Annotated in this window: 19 protein-coding genes; 5 read left to right on the top strand and 14 right to left on the bottom strand. The window is 70.8% G+C overall.

Going from position 1 to position 19,375, the window contains the following annotated elements; translation table 11 throughout:
- Positions 1–38: 38 nt before the first annotated feature.
- From N8N77_RS12580 to N8N77_RS12550, 7 genes are all read right to left on the bottom strand, one after another.
- Positions 39–1,061: a TerC family protein gene (locus N8N77_RS12580; protein ID WP_261167219.1), complete on the bottom strand. Its 1,023-nt coding sequence runs from the start codon at positions 1,059–1,061 to the stop codon at positions 39–41.
- A 205-nt stretch (positions 1,062–1,266) separates the two neighbouring features.
- Positions 1,267–2,310, bottom strand: coding sequence for a glycosyltransferase family A protein (locus N8N77_RS12575; protein WP_261167218.1), 1,044 nt, complete (start codon positions 2,308–2,310; stop codon positions 1,267–1,269).
- A gap of 4 nt (positions 2,311–2,314) precedes the next feature.
- Positions 2,315–3,643 carry an ATP-binding protein gene (locus N8N77_RS12570; RefSeq protein ID WP_261167217.1) on the bottom strand — a complete coding sequence of 443 codons (1,329 nt, stop codon included), beginning with the start codon at positions 3,641–3,643 and terminating at the stop codon, positions 2,315–2,317.
- Positions 3,640–4,368 carry a LytTR family DNA-binding domain-containing protein gene (locus tag N8N77_RS12565; RefSeq protein WP_261167216.1) on the bottom strand — a complete coding sequence of 243 codons (729 nt, stop codon included), beginning with the start codon at positions 4,366–4,368 and terminating at the stop codon, positions 3,640–3,642. Before N8N77_RS12565 ends, N8N77_RS12570 begins: the two co-directional genes overlap by 4 nt.
- Before the next feature lie 34 nt (positions 4,369–4,402).
- Positions 4,403–5,053, bottom strand: a complete 651-nt coding sequence (locus N8N77_RS12560) for a hypothetical protein (protein WP_261167215.1) — start codon at positions 5,051–5,053, stop codon at positions 4,403–4,405.
- The gene (locus N8N77_RS12555; RefSeq protein ID WP_261167214.1) at positions 5,050–7,479 is read right to left on the bottom strand and encodes a glycoside hydrolase family 3 C-terminal domain-containing protein; all 2,430 of its coding nucleotides are present in this window, start codon (positions 7,477–7,479) and stop codon (positions 5,050–5,052) included. Before N8N77_RS12555 ends, N8N77_RS12560 begins: the two co-directional genes overlap by 4 nt.
- Before the next feature lie 89 nt (positions 7,480–7,568).
- Entirely contained in the window at positions 7,569–10,478 is a 2,910-nt protein-coding gene (locus N8N77_RS12550; protein WP_261167213.1) for a glycoside hydrolase family 3 N-terminal domain-containing protein, read from the bottom strand.
- Positions 10,479–10,707: 229 nt separating this feature from the next.
- On the opposite strand from N8N77_RS12550, the gene N8N77_RS12545 reads away from it, so the two are divergent.
- Positions 10,708–12,306 (top strand): ABC-F family ATP-binding cassette domain-containing protein, encoded by a 1,599-nt coding sequence (locus N8N77_RS12545; RefSeq protein ID WP_261167212.1) that lies wholly within the window; start codon positions 10,708–10,710, stop codon positions 12,304–12,306.
- 28 nt (positions 12,307–12,334) lie between these two features.
- On the opposite strand, the gene N8N77_RS12540 is transcribed toward N8N77_RS12545, so the two are convergent.
- From N8N77_RS12540 to N8N77_RS12530, 3 genes are read right to left on the bottom strand one after another with little or no spacing between them, the layout of a single operon-like run.
- The gene (locus N8N77_RS12540) at positions 12,335–13,189 is read right to left on the bottom strand and encodes an SURF1 family protein (RefSeq protein ID WP_261167211.1); all 855 of its coding nucleotides are present in this window, start codon (positions 13,187–13,189) and stop codon (positions 12,335–12,337) included.
- Positions 13,186–13,395, bottom strand: a complete 210-nt coding sequence (locus N8N77_RS12535; RefSeq protein WP_261167210.1) for a hypothetical protein — start codon at positions 13,393–13,395, stop codon at positions 13,186–13,188. Before N8N77_RS12535 ends, N8N77_RS12540 begins: the two co-directional genes overlap by 4 nt.
- Entirely contained in the window at positions 13,392–13,715 is a 324-nt protein-coding gene (locus N8N77_RS12530; RefSeq protein ID WP_261167209.1) for a DUF3099 domain-containing protein, read from the bottom strand. The genes N8N77_RS12535 and N8N77_RS12530 overlap by 4 nt, the downstream gene beginning before the upstream one ends.
- Before the next feature lie 128 nt (positions 13,716–13,843).
- On the opposite strand from N8N77_RS12530, the gene fabG reads away from it, so the two are divergent.
- A complete protein-coding gene (gene fabG / locus N8N77_RS12525; RefSeq protein WP_261167208.1) occupies positions 13,844–14,554 on the top strand; it encodes a 3-oxoacyl-ACP reductase FabG in 711 nt (236 codons plus the stop codon).
- Between the two features lie 96 nt (positions 14,555–14,650).
- On the opposite strand, the gene N8N77_RS12520 is transcribed toward fabG, so the two are convergent.
- The gene (locus N8N77_RS12520; RefSeq protein WP_261167207.1) at positions 14,651–15,463 is read right to left on the bottom strand and encodes an SDR family oxidoreductase; all 813 of its coding nucleotides are present in this window, start codon (positions 15,461–15,463) and stop codon (positions 14,651–14,653) included.
- A gap of 53 nt (positions 15,464–15,516) precedes the next feature.
- Here N8N77_RS12520 and N8N77_RS12515 point away from each other — a divergent pair, with 53 nt between their 5' ends.
- The gene (locus tag N8N77_RS12515; protein ID WP_261167206.1) at positions 15,517–16,095 is read left to right on the top strand and encodes a tetratricopeptide repeat protein; all 579 of its coding nucleotides are present in this window, start codon (positions 15,517–15,519) and stop codon (positions 16,093–16,095) included.
- On the opposite strand, the gene serB is transcribed toward N8N77_RS12515, so the two are convergent.
- Entirely contained in the window at positions 16,035–16,667 is a 633-nt protein-coding gene (gene serB / locus N8N77_RS12510; protein ID WP_261167205.1) for a phosphoserine phosphatase SerB, read from the bottom strand. The genes N8N77_RS12515 and serB overlap by 61 nt on opposite strands.
- A gap of 84 nt (positions 16,668–16,751) precedes the next feature.
- Between serB and N8N77_RS12505 the strand changes: the two genes are divergently transcribed.
- A complete protein-coding gene (locus N8N77_RS12505) occupies positions 16,752–17,540 on the top strand; it encodes an ABC transporter ATP-binding protein (protein WP_261167204.1) in 789 nt (262 codons plus the stop codon).
- A gap of 95 nt (positions 17,541–17,635) precedes the next feature.
- Entirely contained in the window at positions 17,636–17,887 is a 252-nt protein-coding gene (locus N8N77_RS12500) for a type B 50S ribosomal protein L31 (protein ID WP_261167203.1), read from the top strand.
- 64 nt (positions 17,888–17,951) lie between these two features.
- Here the strand turns inward: N8N77_RS12500 and N8N77_RS12495 are convergent, their stop codons facing one another.
- Positions 17,952–18,329, bottom strand: coding sequence for a hypothetical protein (locus N8N77_RS12495; protein ID WP_261167202.1), 378 nt, complete (start codon positions 18,327–18,329; stop codon positions 17,952–17,954).
- A gap of 57 nt (positions 18,330–18,386) precedes the next feature.
- Positions 18,387–19,097 (bottom strand): 3'-5' exonuclease, encoded by a 711-nt coding sequence (locus N8N77_RS12490; RefSeq protein ID WP_261167353.1) that lies wholly within the window; start codon positions 19,095–19,097, stop codon positions 18,387–18,389.
- Between the last annotated feature and the right edge of the window lie 278 nt (positions 19,098–19,375).

The raw sequence follows: 19,375 nt of genomic DNA, 5'->3' as shown, positions 1-19,375 counted from the left end.
ACTATGAGGGTCCGACGAATCGGCCTTTCGAGCGTTGCTCACGAGCTCTCCTTCTGAGCGTCGGTGACGGGACGGACGGTTCCGTCCTCGGTGCGCCGGCGGTCGGCGCGGGTCTTGATGAGGCTGGCGGCGGTCGCCACCGCAACGGTAGCGGCGATGAACAGCAGCGAGAACCAGATCGGGATCTCCGGCGCCCACTCGACGCCCTGACCGCCGTTGATGAAGGGCAGCTCGTTGACGTGCAGGGCATGCAGCAGCAGCTTCACACCGATGAACGCGAGGATCACCGCGAGGCCCTGGGCGAGGTAGACGAGGCGCTCCAGCAGACCGCCGATGAGGAAGTACAGCTGACGCAGGCCCATGAGGGCGAAGGCGTTGGCGGTGAAGACGATGTACGCCTCCTCCGTGAGCCCGTAGATCGCCGGGATGGAGTCGACGGCGAACACGAGGTCGATGAAGCCGATCGCGACGATCGTGAGCAGCATCGGCGTGACCCAGCGACGGCCGTCCTTGCGCACCGTGAGCCGGTCGCCGTGGTACTCGTCGGTGACGGGCAGCACGCGGCGCACCATGCGCATGAACACGCCGTTGGCGGGGTTGTCGTCGTGCCCGCCGCGCGCCTGACGGTAGGCGAGCACGAGCAGGAACGCCCCGAAGACGTAGAAGATCCACGAGAGGTTCGCGATGAGAGCGGCGCCGATCGCGATGAAGACGCCGCGCAGGATCAGCGCGATGACGATGCCGATCATCAGCACCTTCTGCTGATAGATGCGCGGCACGGCGAAGCCGGTCATGACGATGAGGAACACGAAGAGGTTGTCGATCGACAGGGCCTTCTCGGTGAGGTACCCGGCGAAGTACTCGCCGCCGTAGGTCCACCCCGAGACGACGCCGACGCCCACGCCGAACAGCAGGGCGAGGCCGATGTAGAAGGCGGACCAGCGCGCGGCCTCGCCGATGGAGGGCTCGTGCGGCTTGCGCACGTGCGCGAAGAACTCGTAGACGAAGAAGGCGATCGTGACGAGGATCGTGATGCCCCAGATGAGAGGGGTGATGTTCAAGGAAGGCTCCTGGACTTGGCGTGGACGAACCGACGTCAAGGTCTTCCCCATTCCCGTGGCCGGGAACCGGTGGCCCGGGGCGCGATGCGCCCGTAGTGACGAGCCGACCGTGTCGGAGTACTCCCCTTGCGCCTCCGATTCTACGGGATCCGCGCGGGGCTCCCGCACGGGGCGGTGGATCGGCCGACTGTGGGGGGCGCTCGGACTAGCTGAAGCCCACCACGCGGCGGGCGACACGGTAGGTCAGCAGCGTCACGCGGCGGCCCACGGCGCCGGGAAGATTCGCGCTCGTGCCCACCATGCCGTGACGCAGCCGCGTGTAGATCCAGGGGCTCTCGCGTTTGATCTCGCGCCACAGCGCGCGGCGCTGGGCCAGGTGGTCCGGCGTGCCCGCCCGGACGAGCAGTGCCGAGGTGATGCCGCACAGCACCTCGACGTGGTGCAGCACGTAGCCGTAAAGGCCCTGCGGGACGGCGGCCGGATGGGGGAGCGCGGCGAGCACGAGCCGTGTCACGCGCAGCTGCTGGTCGACGCGGCGCACCATGACGGCGTCGTTGACCGACTGGTCCACGCGCCCGATGAAGTAGCGGTAGAGGTCGACGTCGAGGTAGTAGAGCCGGCGCGTGTGGGTGAGAGGCTGCACGACATAGAGGTTGTCGACATAGAAGGTGTGCTCGGGCAGCACCAGGCCCGACGCCCGCAGCAGCGACGTGCGATACGTCAGCGCGTGCATCATGAGGTATTGACGCCGGCCGAAGACGCCCACCTCGTCCCAGCCGAACACCCGCCGACGCGGCATGACGTCGTCGTAGCGGATGCGCCGTCGGCCGCGTCCGAAGCGCTCGTGCACGTAGTTGGTCACGACGGCGTCCACGCCGCCCTTCGCCTCGAGGCGCTCGAGCGTCGCCAGGAGCAGACGCAGCGCGGGCACGTCGAGCCAATCGTCGGCGTCGAGCACCTTCAGGTATGTGCCGCGGGCGGCGGCCACGCCCGCGTTGATCGCGCCGCCGTGACCGCGGTTGCGCTGGTGGACGACGCGGAAGATGTCGGGGTGCTCGAACGCGTAGCGATCGGCGAGCGTGTCCGTGTCGTCGCGCGATCCGTCGTTGACGACGATCACCTCGACGCGTTCGACCTGCACGAGCGGATCGAGCGCCCGCGCCAGGTACGCGGCGGCGTCGTACGCGGGGACGACGATCGTCAGCAGCGGGTGCACGTATCGATGGTCCTCGATCTCGGGCGTTGTCACCAACTCAACTCGCCTTCAGGGGGTGGGACGTGGGGGAGGGAAGCAGGATCCGCAGCGAGAACCACCGCTCGTCCGCGGAGATGGAGACCGTGCCGCCGTAGCGTTCGACGGTCTGCTGAATGCTGCGCAGGCCGTAGCCGTGGTCGGCCCGGCGGCCCTTGCGGGAGACGATGCGGCCGTCCGAGCGATGCAGCACGCCGTCGAAGGTGTTCTCGAGGCGCAGCATGACGAAGTCGTCCTGCGCGAACAGCGCCACCCGCACGGTGCGGCTGTCCGGGTCATCGACGCGGCGCGTGTTCTCGATCGCGTTGTCGAGCGCGTTGCCCACCACGGCGACGACGTCGAGGTCGCTCATGCCGTGCAGCAGCGACCCGTCCGCCACGCAGGTGATCTCAACGCCGTCCTCGCGGGCGACCGTGGCCTTGGCGTGCAGCACGGCATCGAGCACGGCGCTGCCGGTGTGGAAGAGGGCGCCGTCGTCGGCGAACGAGCGCTCCAGCTCGTCCACGAGGCGTGCCCGGGCCCCCGGGTCGGACTCGGCGCGGATCGCCTCGATGGCGTGCTTCATGTCGTGATGCTTGCGGCCCGTGTCCTCGATGGCGCGCTTGGTGGCGCGGTACTGCTCGTGCTGACTGCGCAGCAGCGACTGCATGGCCTGCGTCTGCGCGCGCGAGCGCAGCTCCATCCGCCATTCCTGCTGCGCGTACAGGGCGATGTAGCCGCACAGGTCGACGAGGGTCCGGATGTAGAAGATCTCCGGGCCGAGCCGCCCCGAGAACGGGGTGTTGGCGTTGACGAAGCTGAGGTTGGACAGGGCGAACGTGGCGGCGGCGATCGCGCCCGCCGAGATCACCTCGCGCCAGCCGACCTCCAGCGTCTCCTCGCGCGGCAGGTGGCGGCCTTCCGCGACGCCGGCGACGGCGAAGCACGCGCCGTAGGTGGCCGCGAGCAGCGCGATCGCCGGAGGGGTGAGCTGCGCCGTGGCGAAGAAGTACGTGTGCAGCTGCCAGTGCAGCGACGCGACGAGCTCTGCCAGCACGAACGCCCGCGCCGTCAGATAGGCGGTCGTGGCCCAGCCACCCGCCACGCTCACCCGCAGAAAGACGAGCATCACGAGCACGGCGGCGAGCATGCCGACGGTCCACAGCGGCAGCGGAAGGGCATCGGCGAGCAGCTGGGTCGCGACGAGCGCCCCAAGGCCCACGACGAGGATGCCCAGCAGCGGCAGGAGGCCGACGCGCCGGCGCACGATGACGAGGTACACCACGCACGCACCCCACTCGGCGATGCCGGTGCAGAGGCGGGGGATGTCGGGCAGCGCCTCGCCGATCACGAGGCCGCCCCGACCGATCCGATGTGCGCGGCGAGGGCCGCGAGGAACGCCTTGCGCTTGGGTCGGCTGATCGGCAGGACCGTGCCGTCGCGCAGGCGGCACTCGCTCTGCTCGACGCCCGTGACGTGCGCGAGGTTGACGAGGTAGCCGCTGTTGCAGCGCTGGAAAGCGGCGCCGGCGAGCTCCGCCTCGAGCGCCTTGAGCGATGAGACGACCGAATGCGTGGTGCTGTGCGTGTGGATGAGCACGCGGTGCCCGGCGCTCTCGAGATACACGATGTCCGCCAGGTCCACCCGATGGTGGGCGCCGTCCGCTTGGAAGAGCAGCGTGCGCCGCTCGCGCCGCGCCAGCTGCGCGAGCACCCGGTCCATCTCCTGCGCGAAGGCGGCGTACGACACCGGCTTGAGCAGGTAGCTGAGCGCCTGCACCTCGTAACCCCCCACGGCGTAGCGCGGGGAGTTCGTGATGAAGACGATCACGACATCGTCGTCCAGCTCGCGCACGCGACGCGCGGCGGCCATGCCCGAGACACGCTCCATCTCGATGTCGAGCAACAGCACGTCGTATTCGGGGCGGTAGGCGGCCACCAGACCCGCGCCGTCGTCGAAGAGCGAGACGTCGAACCGCGCGCCCCGATCCGATTCATACCGGCTCAGATGGGCGACGGTCTGGTCCCGACTGTGCGGGTCGTCCTCGACGACGCCGACGCGGACGATGCCCTCCACGGCGTCCCAGCCTACTGACGCGTCACGAGCGGGCTCACGATTCCCGCGCCGCCCGCGTGTGCTCCGTCACGCGGTCGCTGGCGTCGGACCCCTCCGCGGGCACCTGGCGGAAGATGACCTTGAAGATCGGGTAGAAGACCCAGAACGAGATGGCGGCGTTGATGATCATCGTCACGACGTCGGCGACGGTCTCGCCGGTCGATCCCCAGCCCCACGTCGTGATGAGCAGGTCGTAGATGGGCGCCTTGTAGAAGCCCTGCGCGGCCGCCGCGAGGAAGGTGATCACGACGTAGGCCAGCGCGTACCAGAACGCCGCGCGCCAGATCGACGTGTTCGACTTGAACGTGATGTTGCGCTGCGCGAAGAAGTTGATGACCTGCGCGATGAGCAGCGTGATCTGGACCGCCAGGAAGTAGGCCAGGCCGCCGCCGCCCGCGGGCAGCGGCCCCGCGGCGTAGTCGAACATGTAGTACGGGCTGCCGTCCACGTTCGAACCGATGGGCAGCCACCGGAAATCCACGTCGACGAGGCCCGTGAAGGTGTCGAACCCCCAGCGGAACAGCGGCATGAGCGCCAGCTGCAGCACCGTCACGCCGTTGGAGAGGATCAGGAACATCGCGAACTTGGACAGTTCGGGGTGCTTCTCCTGGAACGACGACCACCAGCGCCGGATCGAGGCGATCATGCGCGACCTCCACTCAGAGTCTCGAAGGAGCGACGGGTGCGCCGCTCCGCGCTGCGACCCCGCACGAACGCGCGCACGATGCGCCCGAGGCCGCGCAGCGTGCGGCCGTTGGCGAGGGTGAGCACGCCGTCGACGAGCTCCGGCGTCGCCAGCCCGCCCGACATCTTCGCGATCGCCCGGAACGGCATGTTGAGCAGGAACAGCATGTTCAGGTCCGGCTTCCCCCGGCGCTCGGAGGCGGCGCGGCGGCCATCGAGGACGCGGTGGATGAGGCGCCCGACCGGGCTCGGCGAGTCGGCCAGGCGCAGCAGGGGATCGTTCGCGCGGATCGCGCCGCCGTCCGCGGCTCGCGGAAGACCGCGGCCGAGCAGGGCGGCGAAGGCCTCGTCCGTCACCCGAGCGGCGGGGGAGGGGTACGCCGCCAGGGCCGGGTCGGGCGAGCCGGCGGGGACGGTGCCGGCCACGTCGACGGCGCCCCGCAGGCGGATGTCGCGCGCGCTCGCGCCCACGCGCACCTCGTAGCGCCCCGCCTCGACCTGCCACGAGCCCGTCTCGACGTCGTAGAAGCGCAGGGCACGCTCGGGAAGCGGGATCGTGACGGTGCGCGACTCGCCGGGCTCGAGCCGCACCTTGCGGAAGCCGGCCAGCTCGAGGGCGGGCCGGGGCACGCGGCCGGCATCGCTGCGCGCGACGTAGAGCTGGGCCACCTCCGCGCCGGGCACGGATCCGGTGTTCTCGAGCGTGAAGCTCACCTCGTCCCCGGTGGCGACCAGGTCGCGATACGCGAAGGTCGTGTAGCTCAGGCCGAAGCCGAACTCGAAGGCGACGTCGGCGCCGACGCTCTCATACCAGCGGTAACCGACGAACGGCCCCTCCCGGTACTCCGCGGCGGCACCGGCCTCGGGGAACGCCCCGGCGGTCGGAGTGTCGGCGAGCGTGACGGGCAGCGTCTCGGCCAGACGGCCGGAGGGGTTGACGGTGCCGGTGAGGATGTCGACGAGGGCTTCGGCGCCGGCCTGGCCGCCGAGATAGGCGTGGATGAGGGCGGCCACCTCCCGCGCCCATGGCGTCTCGACCGCGCCGCCCGCGCTGAGGATGACGACGACGGGCACGCCCGTCGCGGCGACCGCGCGCAGCGTCTCGACCTGGTTGCGCGGCACCTCCAGGGTCGATCGATCCATGCCCTCCGATTCGGCCGTCTCGGGCAGGCCCAGGCAGACGATCGCGATGTCGGCTTCGCGGGCGACGCGCGCCGCCTCGGACACGAGGGCCGGTTCGGGCGCGCCGTCGCGACGGAAGCCCTGCGCGTGGCCGGTCAAGGCGAGCGGAGAGGCCGCGACGGCGTCGACGAGGTTCGTCACGCGCGTCGCGTTGACCAGGGACGATCCGGCGCCCTGATAGCGCGGGTTCTGGGCGAAGTCGCCGATGAGCGCCACCCGCGTGCCGGCGGCCAGCGGCAGGACCGCGTCGGCGTTGCGCAGCAGAACGGCGGACTCGGCGGCGGCACGGCGCGCCAGAGCGTGGTGACCGGCCACGTCGATCGCGCGGCGTGCGGCGGTGTTCGCGGTGCGCTCGATGAGCACGAGCAGCTCGCGCACGCGATCGTCGAGGTCGCTCTCGGCCAGTTCGCCGGACTCGACGGCGGCGACGATCTCGCGCGCCGACGTGAAGCCGGGGGAGGGCATCTCCAGGGTGCCGCCGGCCGCGACGGCGGCCACCGCGTCGTTGCCGCCGCCCCAGTCGCTGATGACGGCCCCGTCGAAGCCCCACTCACTGCGCAGCACGTCCTGCAGCAGATGCGCGTTCTCGTGGGCGTACGTGCCGTTCACGAGGTTGTACGACGACATGATCGCCCACGGGCGGGCCTCGCGGACGACGATCTCGAAGGCCGTGAGATAGATCTCGCGCAGCGTGCGCTCGTCGAGCACCGAGTCGCTCGCCATCCGGCGCAGCTCCTGGCTGTTGGCCGCGAAGTGCTTGGGGGTCGCCGCCACACCCTGAGACTGGATGCCGCGCACGTACGCGGCGGCGAGGCGGCCCGACAGCTCGGGATCCTCGGAGAAGTACTCGAAGCTGCGCCCGCCGAGCGGGCTGCGCTTGATGTTCAGGCCCGGCCCGAGCAGCACGTTGACGCCCTGCGCGCGCGCCTCCTGTCCGAGGGCCGTGCCGATGCGCTCGGCCAGCTCCTCGTCCCACGAGTTCGCGACGGTCGCCGCCGTGGGGAAGCACGTGGCGGGCTCGGAGGCCGCGATGCCGAGGTGGTCGCCCGCGCCGGTCTGCTTGCGCACGCCGTGCGGTCCGTCGGCGAGCCAGAGGCGATCGATGCCGAGGCGCGGCACCGCTCGGGTCTGCCAGGTGTTCTCGCCGCTCAACAGCGCCGCCTTCTCGAGCAGCGAGAGGTGGGAGATCGTGTCGTCGTGGGTCATGCGTTGCTCCTGTGGGGTGACGTCCCGCCCGTGGGACGGCGGGACGGGGCGGGCGCCTCGTGTGAGCGCGCCCGCCCCGGTTCGCGTCGTCAGGCCGTGGCGGCGCCTTCCGTCTCGGCCGGCGCGCCGGACGGGCGGTGGCGGCGCACGCGGATGACGACCCACACGATGCCGGCCGCGATGAGCACGCCCAGGGCGATGGTCGCCCACAGCACCCCGAGCTCCCAGCCGGCCATGTGGTACTCGAGCGTCGCGCCCGGCGCCATGCCGTTCATCGCGTTCGAGTTGGCGACCGTGTAGAGGATGTGATGCATGGCGGTGCGCATGTTGTGCACGGCCGCAGCGCTCTCGGTGTCCTGCATGACCTTCGAGCCGGCGAAGGTGAGCTGCAGGTCGGAGCCCGCCGCGATGCCCTGGTCGGCGTACATGTAGTCGTACAGGTTGAAGTCGGTGATCACGAAGCCGTCGAAGCCCCACTCACCGCGCAGCACGTCGGTCATCAGCGCCGTCGAACCGCCGGCCCACGTCGTGCCGAGCAGGTTGAACGAGCTCATCAGGCCGAGCGCTCCGACCTCGGCGGTCCGCCGCTGGCCGTCGGCGTCGAGGTAGGGCACCTCGCCCGAGGTCTCCTTGAGGGGGATCTCGAACGCCTTGAAGTAGATCTCGCGCATCGCCTGCTCGGTGGCCCAGGTCGCCAGGCCCTTGCCGTTGACGCGGTTGGTCTCCTGGTCGTTCAGCGCGAAGTGCTTCGTCAGGGTGTAGACGCCGCGCTCGAGCGCGCCGTTCGAGACCGCCGTGGCCAGCTTGCCCGAGATGACCGGGTCCTCCGAGTAGTACTCGAAGTTGCGGCCCGCGAAGGGGGAGCGGTGCAGGTTGACGGCCGGGGCGTACCAGCCGTTGGCGCCCATCGTGAGCGCCTCGTTGCCCACCGACACACCCATCTCGTGCGCGAGCTCGATGTTCCACGTCTGACCGATGAGGTACTCAGAGGGGAACGCCGTGCCCGTCCACAGCGCCGGGTTGATGAACGAGCTGAAGCCGGCGGGACCGTCGAGATCGTTTGTGCGGATCTTGCCGATCTCGGGAATGGCCGCCGTGTTGTAGGCGCCCGAGAGCAGGACCTCCGTCATGTCGTCGACCGTGAGCTGGTCGAGCAGCTCGTCCCACTTCGGGTCGTCGGCGTCGAGCCCGCGCAGGTCGATGAGCGAGAGGTCGTTGTCGGCGCCCGTCGTGGGCATCTCGACCTCGGCGGCGGCGTTGACCGCTTCGGCGTCGTACGGCTCGAAGCCCTCGACGACGGCGTCGCTCGCGACGAAGTCGTCGCCCTCGGGCGCGGTCGGGAAGGTGCCGGCGAAGTCGGCCCGCGAGAACTCCGTGCGGTTCTCGTCGTACGCGGCGGAGACGTCGTCGAAGCGGTTCACGGCCGGCGCCTCGTCGCTCGCGCGGCCGTCCGCGTAGGTGACGGTCTCGTCCACCGTGTAGGTGATCGGCTCGATGCCCGCTGCGAGGTTGTGCGAGTCGGTCTGCAGCTTCAGCTCGTACTCGCCCTGCTCGAGCACGTATGCGCCCGCGCCGCGCCAGTCGTACGACGCCATGTCCTCGACGGGCATCGTGACGGTGACGGTCTCGGTCGCGCCCGGCTCGATGAGCGGGGTCTTCACGAAGTCGCCGAGCACGACGTGCGCCTTCTCGATGCCGCCCGGCGTGTAGGGGGCGGTGTAGTACAGCTGCACGACGTCCTTGCCCGCGACGTCACCGGTGTTCGTGACCGCCACGTCGATCGAGATCTCCCCGTCGACGTCACCGAGCTCCTGCCCGGCCACCGTCCACTGGAACTCCGTGTAGCTGAGCCCGTAGCCGAAGGGGTACACGACGGCCTGGTCGTAGTCGATGAAGCCCTCGGCGGCCGCCGTCTCGTAGTAGCGGTACCCGACGTAGATGCCCTCCTCGTAGTCCACGAAGTAGGCGTCGTCGATGTTCTCGTACGCGTAGTCGCCGAAGTTCACGAACGTGGGGTCGGCCGTGAAGTCGCGCGAGAAGATGTCGACCGTGTGGCCTGAGGGGTTCACGTCGCCGTTGAGGACCGAGCCGAGCGCCTGGAAGCCGTTGGCGCCGGGGGAGCCGACGAGGAGGATGCCGTCGATCTCCGGGTCGTCCTGCAGCGTGCCGAGCTCGAACGACGTCGAGGCGTTGACGAGGACGATGACGTCGTCGAAGTGCTCCTTCGCGAGGTTCAGCGTGTCGATCTCGTCGGTGTTCAGCTCCAGCTGGTGGGTGCCCGGCTCCGCGCGGTCGTCCCACGCGGTCATGTCGGTGGCCAGGTCGCCGCCCTCGCCGCCGCCGCGGCCGATCACGACGATGGCCGCGTCACCGTACTCGGCGAACGAGTCGATGGCCGCGTCGGTGTAGTCGCCCACCGGCATCTCGCCGATGTTGTAGTTGGATGCCTCGGGGTCGTCCATGACGATGTTGGTGCGGCCGCCGTCGGCGGGCGCGTTGTCGGCCGCGAACTCCGCGAGCAGGTCGTAGACCGTCTCGTTCACGCGGAAGCCGCCCGCCTCGACGCCGGCGCGGATGTTCGTGGCGCTCGTCGTGTCGGCGGTGCCCGAGCCCGACCCGCCGTAGACGGGGTCGGCGGCGCCGCGGCCGAGCAGCGTCACGGCACCCGGCTCGAGGGGGAGGGTGCCGTTGTTCTTGACGAGGGTCATGCCCTCCTCGGCGATCTTCACGACCGTCTCGGTCGAGGCGGCCTTCGCCTCGTCGACCGTGGCGTGGTCGCTCTCGTAGTACCGGGTGTCCCAGTCCTCGGTCTCGGCGGTGTTCTTGATCTCCCAGGTGCCGGCGCCCATGTAGGACTCGATCGCCCCGCGGAACATCCCGATCGCGACGTTCGCGCCGACGGCGATCACCGTCACGAACGCGAGGATCGGGACCCAGATCCAGAGGAACTTCCTGTTGCTCATCGGCTTTTTCGGCTTCTTCGCCGTGGCGTCGCTCACGTGCTGCTCTCCTTGCAGTTCCCGCGCACCTGCATCCGTGCAGGCGCGTTCGGTGTCATAGGGACCTTCTCGACATCTCAGCACCCGCCCCGGCGCCGTCGCGGCGGGCGTGCAGAATCTGTCGTCTCCGGCGCATAACCTGTCCGTCGGGCTCGGTCACGGCGGGCTCGACGTAGGATGGGAGGCTGGCGCGATCGCGCCGCCACCCCGAAAGAACGGACGTTCCGCTGTGCTTGCCGTGCACGACCTCGAGATCCGCGTCGGCGCGCGCATGCTCATGTCCGGCGTGACGTTCCGCGTGGGCCCCGGAGACAAGGTGGGGCTGGTCGGGCGCAACGGCGCCGGCAAGACCACCCTCACGAAGGTGCTGGCCGGCGATCTCATCCCGGCCGCCGGGCGGGTGGACCGCAGCGGGGAGCTCGGCTACCTGCCGCAGGACCCGCGCTCCGGCGACCCCGAGGAGCTGGCGCGCACCCGCATCCTCGACGCCCGCGGGCTTGGTGCGATCCAGCTGGGCATGGCGAAGGCGACCGAGGAGATGGGCTCGGACGACCCGAAGGTGGCCGAGAAGGCCATGAAGCGCTTCGGCAACCTCATGGAGCGCTTCGAGGCGCTCGGCGGGTACGCGGCCGAGGCCGAGGCGGCGACGATCGCCAACAACCTGTCGCTGCCGGACCGGATCCTCGACCAGCCGCTGAAGACGCTCTCGGGTGGGCAGCGCCGGCGCATCGAGCTCGCGCGCATCCTCTTCAGCGATGCCGGCACGATGATCCTCGACGAGCCGACCAACCACCTCGACGCCGACAGCATCGTGTGGCTGCGGGAGTTCCTGAAGTCCTACAAGGGCGGCCTGATCGTCATCAGCCACGACGTCGATCTGGTCGAGGAGACCGTGAACCGCGTGTTCTATCTCGACGCCAACCGGCAGGTCATCGACATCTACAACATGGGCTGGAAGCACTACCAGCGCCAGAGGGTCGCGGATGAGGAGCGCCGCCGCAAGGAGCGCGCGAACGCGGAGAAGAAGGCGTCGGTGCTGCAGCAGCAGGCCGCACGTTTCGGGGCGAAGGCCTCGAAGGCGGCCGCCGCGCACCAAATGGTGGCGCGCGCCGAGAAGCTGCTGTCGGGCCTCGAGGAGGTGCGCCAGGAGGATCGGGTCGCGAAGCTGCGCTTCCCGAAGCCGGCGCCGTGCGGCAAGACGCCGCTCATGGCGTCGGGGCTGTCGAAGTCGTACGGAGCGCTCGAGATCTTCGCCGGCGTCGACCTCGCGATCGACCGCGGCTCGAAGGTCGTGGTGCTGGGTCTCAACGGCGCGGGCAAGACGACGCTGCTGCGCATCCTCGCCGGCGTCGACAAGAGCGACACCGGCCAGATCGAGCCGGGCCACGGCCTGAAGATCGGGTACTACGCGCAGGAGCACGAGAACCTCGACGTGAACCGCTCGGTGCTCGAGAACATGATCTCCGCCGCCCCCGACCTCAACGAGACCGAGGCCCGAAAGGTGCTCGGGTCGTTCCTGTTTACCGGCGACGACGTGCTCAAGCCCGCCGGCGTCCTCTCCGGGGGCGAGAAGACGCGGCTGTCGCTGGCGACCCTCGTGGTGTCGTCGGCGAACGTGCTGCTGCTCGACGAGCCGACGAACAACCTCGATCCGGCCTCCCGCGAGGAGATCCTCGGAGCGCTGTCGCACTACGAGGGCGCCGTCGTGCTCGTCTCACACGACGAGGGCGCCGTCGAGGCGCTCAACCCCGAGCGCGTGCTGCTGCTGCCCGACGGCGTCGAGGACATCTGGAACCGCGACTACCTCGAGCTCATCACGCTGGCCTGACCGGCGCTGCCTTCGCGGCCCCGCGACGCTACGCGTCGAGCAGCGCGTCCTCCTCCTCGGCGTCGCGGTCGCGGCGCTTCGCCCGCGCGGGGCGGTGGGCGCGGGCCGTCGGAGGCAGCTCGTCGTCCTCGTCCTCGTCCGGATCGAGGGCCTCCTCACGCTTCGCAGCGATCTCGGTGCGGATGATGTAGCCGATGAAGCCGAACCCCATGACGGCGAACAGGATCCACTGGATCGCGTACGACAGGTGCGGCCCCGGATCCTCCGTGGGTGGCGTGAGCTCGCCGGGTCGGTCGGTCGGCGCCGGGTCCTCCGACACCATGATCCCGTAGGCGGCGGTGATCGTCTCCTCGCCCGCGGCCGCGGCGACCGACGGCAGGTGCAGCGTGGGCAGCTGACCCTCGGGGGCGGTCCGTCCGGAGCTGGGCAGCGGTTCGCCCGGTCGCAGCCGAGCGATCACCGTGACCTCACCCCCGGGCGCGGCGGGGACGAACTCGGGCTCGGACTCGTCGCCCGGCGGCACCCAGCCGCGGTCGACGACGAAGATGCGGCCATCGTCGAGGCGCAGCGGCACGAGCACCTCGAACGCGGCGGTGCCGCCCTGCGCGCGGTTGCGCACGATCAGCTGCTCGTCCGTCAGGTACTCGCCCCGCAGCACGACGGGGCGCCACTCGTCGGCGGCGTCGAAGCCGTCGACTCCGTCGATGAGCTGCTCGACCGGTACCGGCTCGGCGTCATAGTTCGCCTCGACGAGCGCGATCATCGCCGCGCGCTCCTCGTTGCGGGAGAACTGCCAGTGCGAGAGGATCCCGCACACCACGGCGAAGAGCGCGGCGACGACGGCGTAGACCGTCCAGCGGACGGCGGGGGAGCTGCTCTTCACGACGAGATCCCCTCGACCACCTCGAGCGGGAACCCCCGCGAGCCGAGGAAATCCCGCAGGTAGGCGACGTGCTCGTCGCACGCGAGCCACACCTTGCGCCGCTCGGGGGCGTGGATCTTCGGGTTGCGCCAGCGGATGCTCCACGCGGCCGCCGCGCGGCAGCCGGCGCGCGAGCACGTGGGCTCGCCCGGGTCGAGACCGATCACGACGACTCGTCCTCCGGGCGGGGAGCGGGTCGCGGTGTCTCGGCGATCCGGATCACCGTGGGGGAGTCGTCGGCGGCGGGCGGCGCGGCCGACTCCAGCTGCACCTGCTCGGGGTTCACGACGCCCGTCACGGCGCGGGCCGAGGCGGCGTTCGCGATCACGACGGCGATGTAGGGCAGGAAGATCGCACCGACGGCGAAGACGGCGGTGTGCCAGCCGTAGGGGACGACGACCGCGCTCAGGATGACGCACGCGAGCCGGACGGCCATCGTGAGCAGGTAGTTGCGGATGCGCAGGTTCTCGTCGTCCTCCGGAGCCATCTCCAGGGACGTCGCAGACTGGGCCCTCGACGCGCGCTTCACGATGCATCCAGCGTACGCGCGCGCGGGGGTGAAGGCGCCTGGCCGTAGGCTGGAACCCCCTCGAATCCCAGCCAGGAGGCATATCCGTGAGCACCGAGAACGTCGTCCTCGTCACCGGCGGCAACCGCGGCATCGGCCGCGCCATCGCCGAGCGCTTCGTGCGCGACGGCCACCGCGTGGCCGTGACCGCCCGCAGCGGCGAGGGTCCCGAGGGTGCGCTCACGGTGCATGCCGACGTGAACGACGGCGCCTCGCTGGACGCCGCGATCGCCGAGGTGGAGGCTCAGCTCGGTCCCGTGACGACGGTCGTCGCGAACGCCGGCATCACGCGCGACACGCTGCTGATGCGCATGAGCGATGAGGACTTCGATGCGGTGGTCGGCACGAACCTGGGAGGCGCGTTCCGCACCGTCAAGCGCACCATCAAGAGCATGATCAAGGCGCGTCGGGGACGCATCATTCTCATCTCCAGCGTGTCCGGACTGTACGGCGTGGCGGGCCAGGCCAACTACTCGGCCTCGAAGGCGGGCCTGGTCGGCTTCGCCCGCGCGATCACCCGTGAGCTGGGCGGGCGCGGCATCACGGCGAACGTCGTCGCCCCCGGTTTCATCGAGAGCGACATGACGGCCGAGCTCGACGAGAGCACCCAGGCGGCGTACAAGAAGCAGATCCCCGCGGGCCGCTACGGGTCGGCGGAGGAAGTCGCCGGAGTCGTCGCGTGGCTCGCCTCCGACGAGGCCGCCTACATCTCGGGCGCCGTCATCCCCGTCGACGGCGGTCTGGGGATGGGGCACTAGTTTTCGTCGGCGGCGCTTCGCGCCGCGGGGCGGGCGGCGGAGCGCCCGCACGCTCCGGCGCTTCGCGCCCCCGGCGACGAGCGCCAGGCTCTCGGCTCAGGAGCGGCGGAAGCCACCCTCGCTGTCGATGATCTGCCCGACGATCCACCGGCCGTCGTCGCTCGCGAGCCACGCGATCAGCCGGGCGGGGTCGTCGGGGTCGCCGAAGCGGCCGCTCGGGAACCGGTCGCGCAGCCACTCAAGGGTCGCGTCGTCCATCCCGTTGCCCGGATCGAGGAAGCCCGTGTTCACCGGCCCCGGGTTCACGGTGTTGAGCAGGATGCCCTGCGGCGCGAGCTCGTCGGCGACCGTCATCGTCATGCCGGCGAGCGCTGCCTTCGCCGTCGCATAGGCGATCTCGCCGCGCAGGGGACCCTTGGCCTGACCCGACGTCATCCAGATCACGCGGCCGCCTGGTCGCGACGGATCGTGGCGCGCGGCGAACGCCTTCGTGAGCAGCAGCACCGCGCGGGCATCGACGGCCCAGTGCGCGTCGAGCGCCGCAGCGTCGATCTCGGCGAGCGTGCCGTCCCGGCCCGAGATCGCGTGGTTGCACACGAGGATGTCGAGGGCGCCCAGGGCGTCGATCGCCGCGTCGACCAGTGCGGCCGGCGCGGTCGGATCCGCGAGGTCGCCCGGCAGGTCGAGCAGGTGCGCCCCCGGCGCGAGGTGCGGCTCGATCGACGCGAGCACATCGGCGAGCTCGTCCGCACCCCAGGGCTGCTCGGTGTCGTGGGCGCGGTGGTGATGGATCGCGACGTCGGCGCCCATCGCCGCGAGTCGCCGCGCCACGGCCGCGCCGATCCCGCGCACGCGGCTCGCGCCGGTCACCAGAGCCGTGCGTCCCTGCAGCGGCAGTGCCTTCGTCATCTGCGTCCCCTCGTCCGGCGTGGTGGGCGTCGATGCGACGATACGCTGGCGCGGTGGATCGGGATGACTGGGAGGAGCGCGTCGCGGCGTTGTGGGCCGACGACCTCGGCGACGAGGATCGGATCGAGCGGGCGCGGGTGCTCGCGGATGATGCGCCGCATGCGGCGCTCGGCGCCTTCGAGCTGGGCGGTGCGCTCGACTCGGCGGGCCAGGAGGCCGCTGCCGAGGCCCAGTACGCCGCGGCGACGGCGGCCGGCCTGGCGCGGATCGACCCCGCCCGGGCGGCGCAGCTCGCCGTGCAGCACGCCTCGACGCTGCGGAACCTCGGCCGCACGGAGGAGGCCATCGCGATGCTCCGCGCCGCGCAGCCGCATCCCGGCACCGGGGCGGCGCCCGCGGTGTTCCTGGCGCTCGCGTTGCACAGCGCGGGACGATCCGCCGAGGCGCTGCGGGTGGCGATCGAGGCGATCGAGCCGACGCTTCCGCGCTACCGCCGATCCGTCCGCGCCTACGCGGCCGCGCTCACGGACGACGATGCCCTCGCCGAGGACGCCACACCCTCGGTCTCGGTTCAGGGCAGCAGCGGCAGCACCTGGGCCAGGTCGACGGGGCCGACCACGAGCGGGGCCTGAGCGCGCACCGTCGGCTTGGCGTTGAAGGCGAGGCCCAGGCCGGCGGCGCCGATCATGAGCAGATCGTTGGCGCCGTCGCCAATGGCGATCGTGCGGCTCATCGGCACGCCGTGCTCCGCCGCCCAGGCCTGAAGCTGCGCGGCCTTGCCCGCCGCGTCGACGATCGGTCCGTCCACCTCGCCGGTCAGCACGCCGCCGTCGGCGGCAAGCCGGTTGGCGCGCCACACGTCCACGCCCAGCTCGGGGGCGATGTCGTCGAGGATCTCGTGGAATCCGCCGGAGACGACGCCCACCAGCCCGCCGCGCGCGTGCACGCCGTCGATCAGCTCCCGCACGCCGGGCGTCGGCTCGATGCGCGCTCGCACGCGGGCGAATGACGTGAGCGGCACGCCGGCGAGCTCCCGCACGCGCGAGCGCAGGCTGGCGGCGAAGTCCACCTCGCCGCGCATGGCCGCCTCGGTCGCGGCCGCCACTTCGGCCCCGCGCCCCGCTTCGTCGGCGATCAGCTCGATCACCTCGTTGCGGATGAGCGTGGAGTCGGCATCGAGGACGACGAGGAAGCGCGAGGTCACGAGCGTCGAGCATATCGGTGCGGCGTCGGGTGAATCGGCGCGCGCGGACCGAACGCCGGTCTCGGGATCGGTAGGCTGATCCGCATGGCAGACCCCGTGCTCTCGTTCGCCGATGTCGTCGTCCGTCGCGGATCCCGCAACATCGTGGACGGCGTCAGTTGGACGGTGAACGACGACGAGCGCTGGGTGATCCTCGGCCCGAACGGCGCAGGCAAGACGACCGTGCTCCAGCTGGCCGACACGCTGATGCACCCGACCTCGGGAACCGTTCGCATCCTCGACGAGCAGCTGGGCCGCACCGACGTGTTCGAGTTGCGCCCGCGTATCGGCTTCGCCTCCACGGCGCTGGCGCGTCAGATCCCCGCCGAGGAGACGGTGCTGAACGTCGTCATGACGGCGGCCTACTCGGTGATGGGGCGATGGAACGAGGAGTACGAGAACGTCGACGAGCGCCGGGCGTTGCGTGTGCTGCGCGACTGGCGGCTGGACCATCTCGCCGACCGTCTCTTCGGCACGCTCAGCGACGGCGAGCGCAAGCGGGTCCAGATCGCTCGTGCGATCATGACGGATCCCGAGCTGCTCCTGCTGGATGAGCCGACCGCGAGCCTCGACCTGGGCTCACGCGAGGTGCTGCTCGCCCTGCTGTCGGAATACGCCGCCTCACCCTCCACGCCCGCGATCGTCATGGTGACCCACCACGTCGAGGAGATCCCCGTCGGCTTCACCCATGTGCTGCTGATGCGCGACGGGGCAGTGGTGGCCGCGGGGCCCATCCGCGAGACCCTCACGCCGGAGAACCTCTCGGCGACCTTCGGCATGCAGATCGCGCTCGCCTCGGCGAACGGTCGGTACGCCGCCCGCGCCCGCATCTGAGCGGACTCCCGGCGCGACCTCTGCTAGACTTGATCGCTGGTGCCCGCGCACCCACAGACTTCCCTTTTATCAATCGCTCCCGCAAGGACATCCGAATGAAGACTGAGATCCACCCCGAGTACAAGGCGGTCGTGTTCCGCGACCTGGGTTCGGGCGAGACGTTCCTGACGCGCTCGACCGCGACCAGCGACAAGACGATCGAGCTCGACGGCGTCGAGTACCCGGTGATCGACGTCGAGATCTCGTCGGCCTCGCACCCGTTCTACACGGGCAAGCAGCGCATCATGGACTCGGCCGGTCGCGTCGAGAAGTTCAACCAGCGCTTCAAGGGCTTCGGCTCCAAGTAAGCCCGCGTTCGACGAAGGCCCCGCTCCGGCGGGGCCTTCGTCGTATCCGGACACGTGCGGGCGCTCAGTGGCCCCGGGTGTGGGGCGGGCGATCCGAGGCGTGAGGCGCGCGGTCCCCGGCTGCCTCGGGCGTGTTCGGTGTGGCGGTCTCCGCGATGTCGAGGCGGATCGTGCCCTTGTCGACATCGATGATGCCGGGTCCCTTGTCGGGCGACGGTGCCGGGACGATCGTCCGCTTGTCCTGCTCCCAGGTCTTGAGCGCGTTCGCCGCGCTGGGGTGGAACGCCTCGTTGAAGAGGGCGGCGCCCGACGACGACTGGCCGTACTTCCTCTCGAGCGGGACCGAGGAGTTCATCACCACGACGACCCAGATCGCACCGGCGAGTGCACCGAGGAGCGGCAGAAGCAGCAGGCCGACGCGAAGCAGCTCGTCGAGGCTCATGCCCCGAGGGTAGCCCGGAGAGGCGGGTGCGGCGACGAGGTGCCGACGCCGGTCGGCTCAGCGCACCGGCCAGCTGCCATCGAGCGCGTCGGCGGGGTCGAGGCGCCCGATGCGCACGAAGTACTCCGTCAGGCTTTCGGCCTGCGCGCGGGCCCAGGCGATCTGCTGCGTGTGGAGCTCCTCCACCGTGGGCGGCAGCGCGTCGGCGTAGCGCTCGGCGATGGCGAGCGCCACGCGACCTGCGGCGATCGCGTCGGCCGAGGCCTCGTGCGCGGCCTCGAGCGCCACCGCGTAGTGCGCGGCGACCACGTCGAGCGTGCGCTTGCCCTTGCGGTAACGGTCCACGGTCTTGTCGATGACGAGCGGGTCGATCACGGGGGAGGGATCGGCGAGGGGGTCGAGGCCATGGCGGCGCGCCTCGTGCTTGAGCATCGACAGGTCGAAGGCCGCGTTGTACGCGACGACGGGGATGCCTCCCGCGAGGATCGTGCGCAGCGCCTGGACGATCTCGCCCACCACCTCGGCCGCCGGGCGGCCCTGAGCGCGCGCGTGTTCCGTGGTGATGCCGTGCACGGCGGTGGCGCCAGCCGGGATCTCGACACCGGGGTCGGCGAGCCATGACTCTGCGTGCAGGACGGCTCCGGAGTCGTCGAGCAGCCCCACGTAGGCGGTGACGATCCGGTCGTTCTCCACGTCGACGCCGGTCGTCTCGAGGTCGAACACCGCGACGCGCTGGAGCAGGCGTGGCGGCCGCTCCGAGAGCACCATCGGCGCGTCGTCCGCGGCCTCGGTGGCGCGCGGCTCGGCGGCGGCCGCGCGCGTGGCGGCGGCGATGAGGGGCAGGGCGGCGGCGACGGCCGTCGCCGCCGGCTCGGGCAGGGCCGGCGCGTCCCCCGGCTCCGCCAGGTCGTCCGGGTCGTCCAGGTCGAACAGCGGCGGCGGATCGGGCCAGCGGTCGCTCATACCCACACCGTAGGGCGGCACACCGACATTCCCGGGCGGCGATGGCGGCGCGTCGCGGCACCGTGCGGCGCTCCTAGACTCGA

Source organism: Microbacterium sp. Marseille-Q6965 (assembly GCF_946151065.1).
Taxonomy (GTDB): domain Bacteria; phylum Actinomycetota; class Actinomycetes; order Actinomycetales; family Microbacteriaceae; genus Microbacterium.
The sequence above is the reverse complement of the archived record's forward strand: the minus strand, read 5'-3'. Positions and strand labels throughout refer to the sequence as shown.

What these genes read in the sequence shown, in the direction of transcription:
- N8N77_RS12560 (WP_261167215.1), bottom strand. Translation starts at nt 5,053, where the DNA reads ATGATCGCCTCGATCCGGCGCTGGTGGTCGTCGTTCCAGGAGAAGCAC.
- N8N77_RS12555 (WP_261167214.1), bottom strand. Translation starts at nt 7,479, where the DNA reads ATGACCCACGACGACACGATCTCCCACCTCTCGCTGCTCGAGAAGGCG.
- N8N77_RS12530 (WP_261167209.1), bottom strand. Translation starts at nt 13,715, where the DNA reads ATGGCTCCGGAGGACGACGAGAACCTGCGCATCCGCAACTACCTGCTC.
- N8N77_RS12520 (WP_261167207.1), bottom strand. Translation starts at nt 15,463, where the DNA reads ATGACGAAGGCACTGCCGCTGCAGGGACGCACGGCTCTGGTGACCGGC.
- N8N77_RS12505 (WP_261167204.1), top strand. Translation starts at nt 16,752, where the DNA reads ATGGCAGACCCCGTGCTCTCGTTCGCCGATGTCGTCGTCCGTCGCGGA.
- N8N77_RS12500 (WP_261167203.1), top strand. Translation starts at nt 17,636, where the DNA reads ATGAAGACTGAGATCCACCCCGAGTACAAGGCGGTCGTGTTCCGCGAC.
- N8N77_RS12495 (WP_261167202.1), bottom strand. Translation starts at nt 18,329, where the DNA reads ATGAGCCTCGACGAGCTGCTTCGCGTCGGCCTGCTGCTTCTGCCGCTC.
- N8N77_RS12490 (WP_261167353.1), bottom strand. Translation starts at nt 19,097, where the DNA reads ATGGTGCTCTCGGAGCGGCCGCCACGCCTGCTCCAGCGCGTCGCGGTG.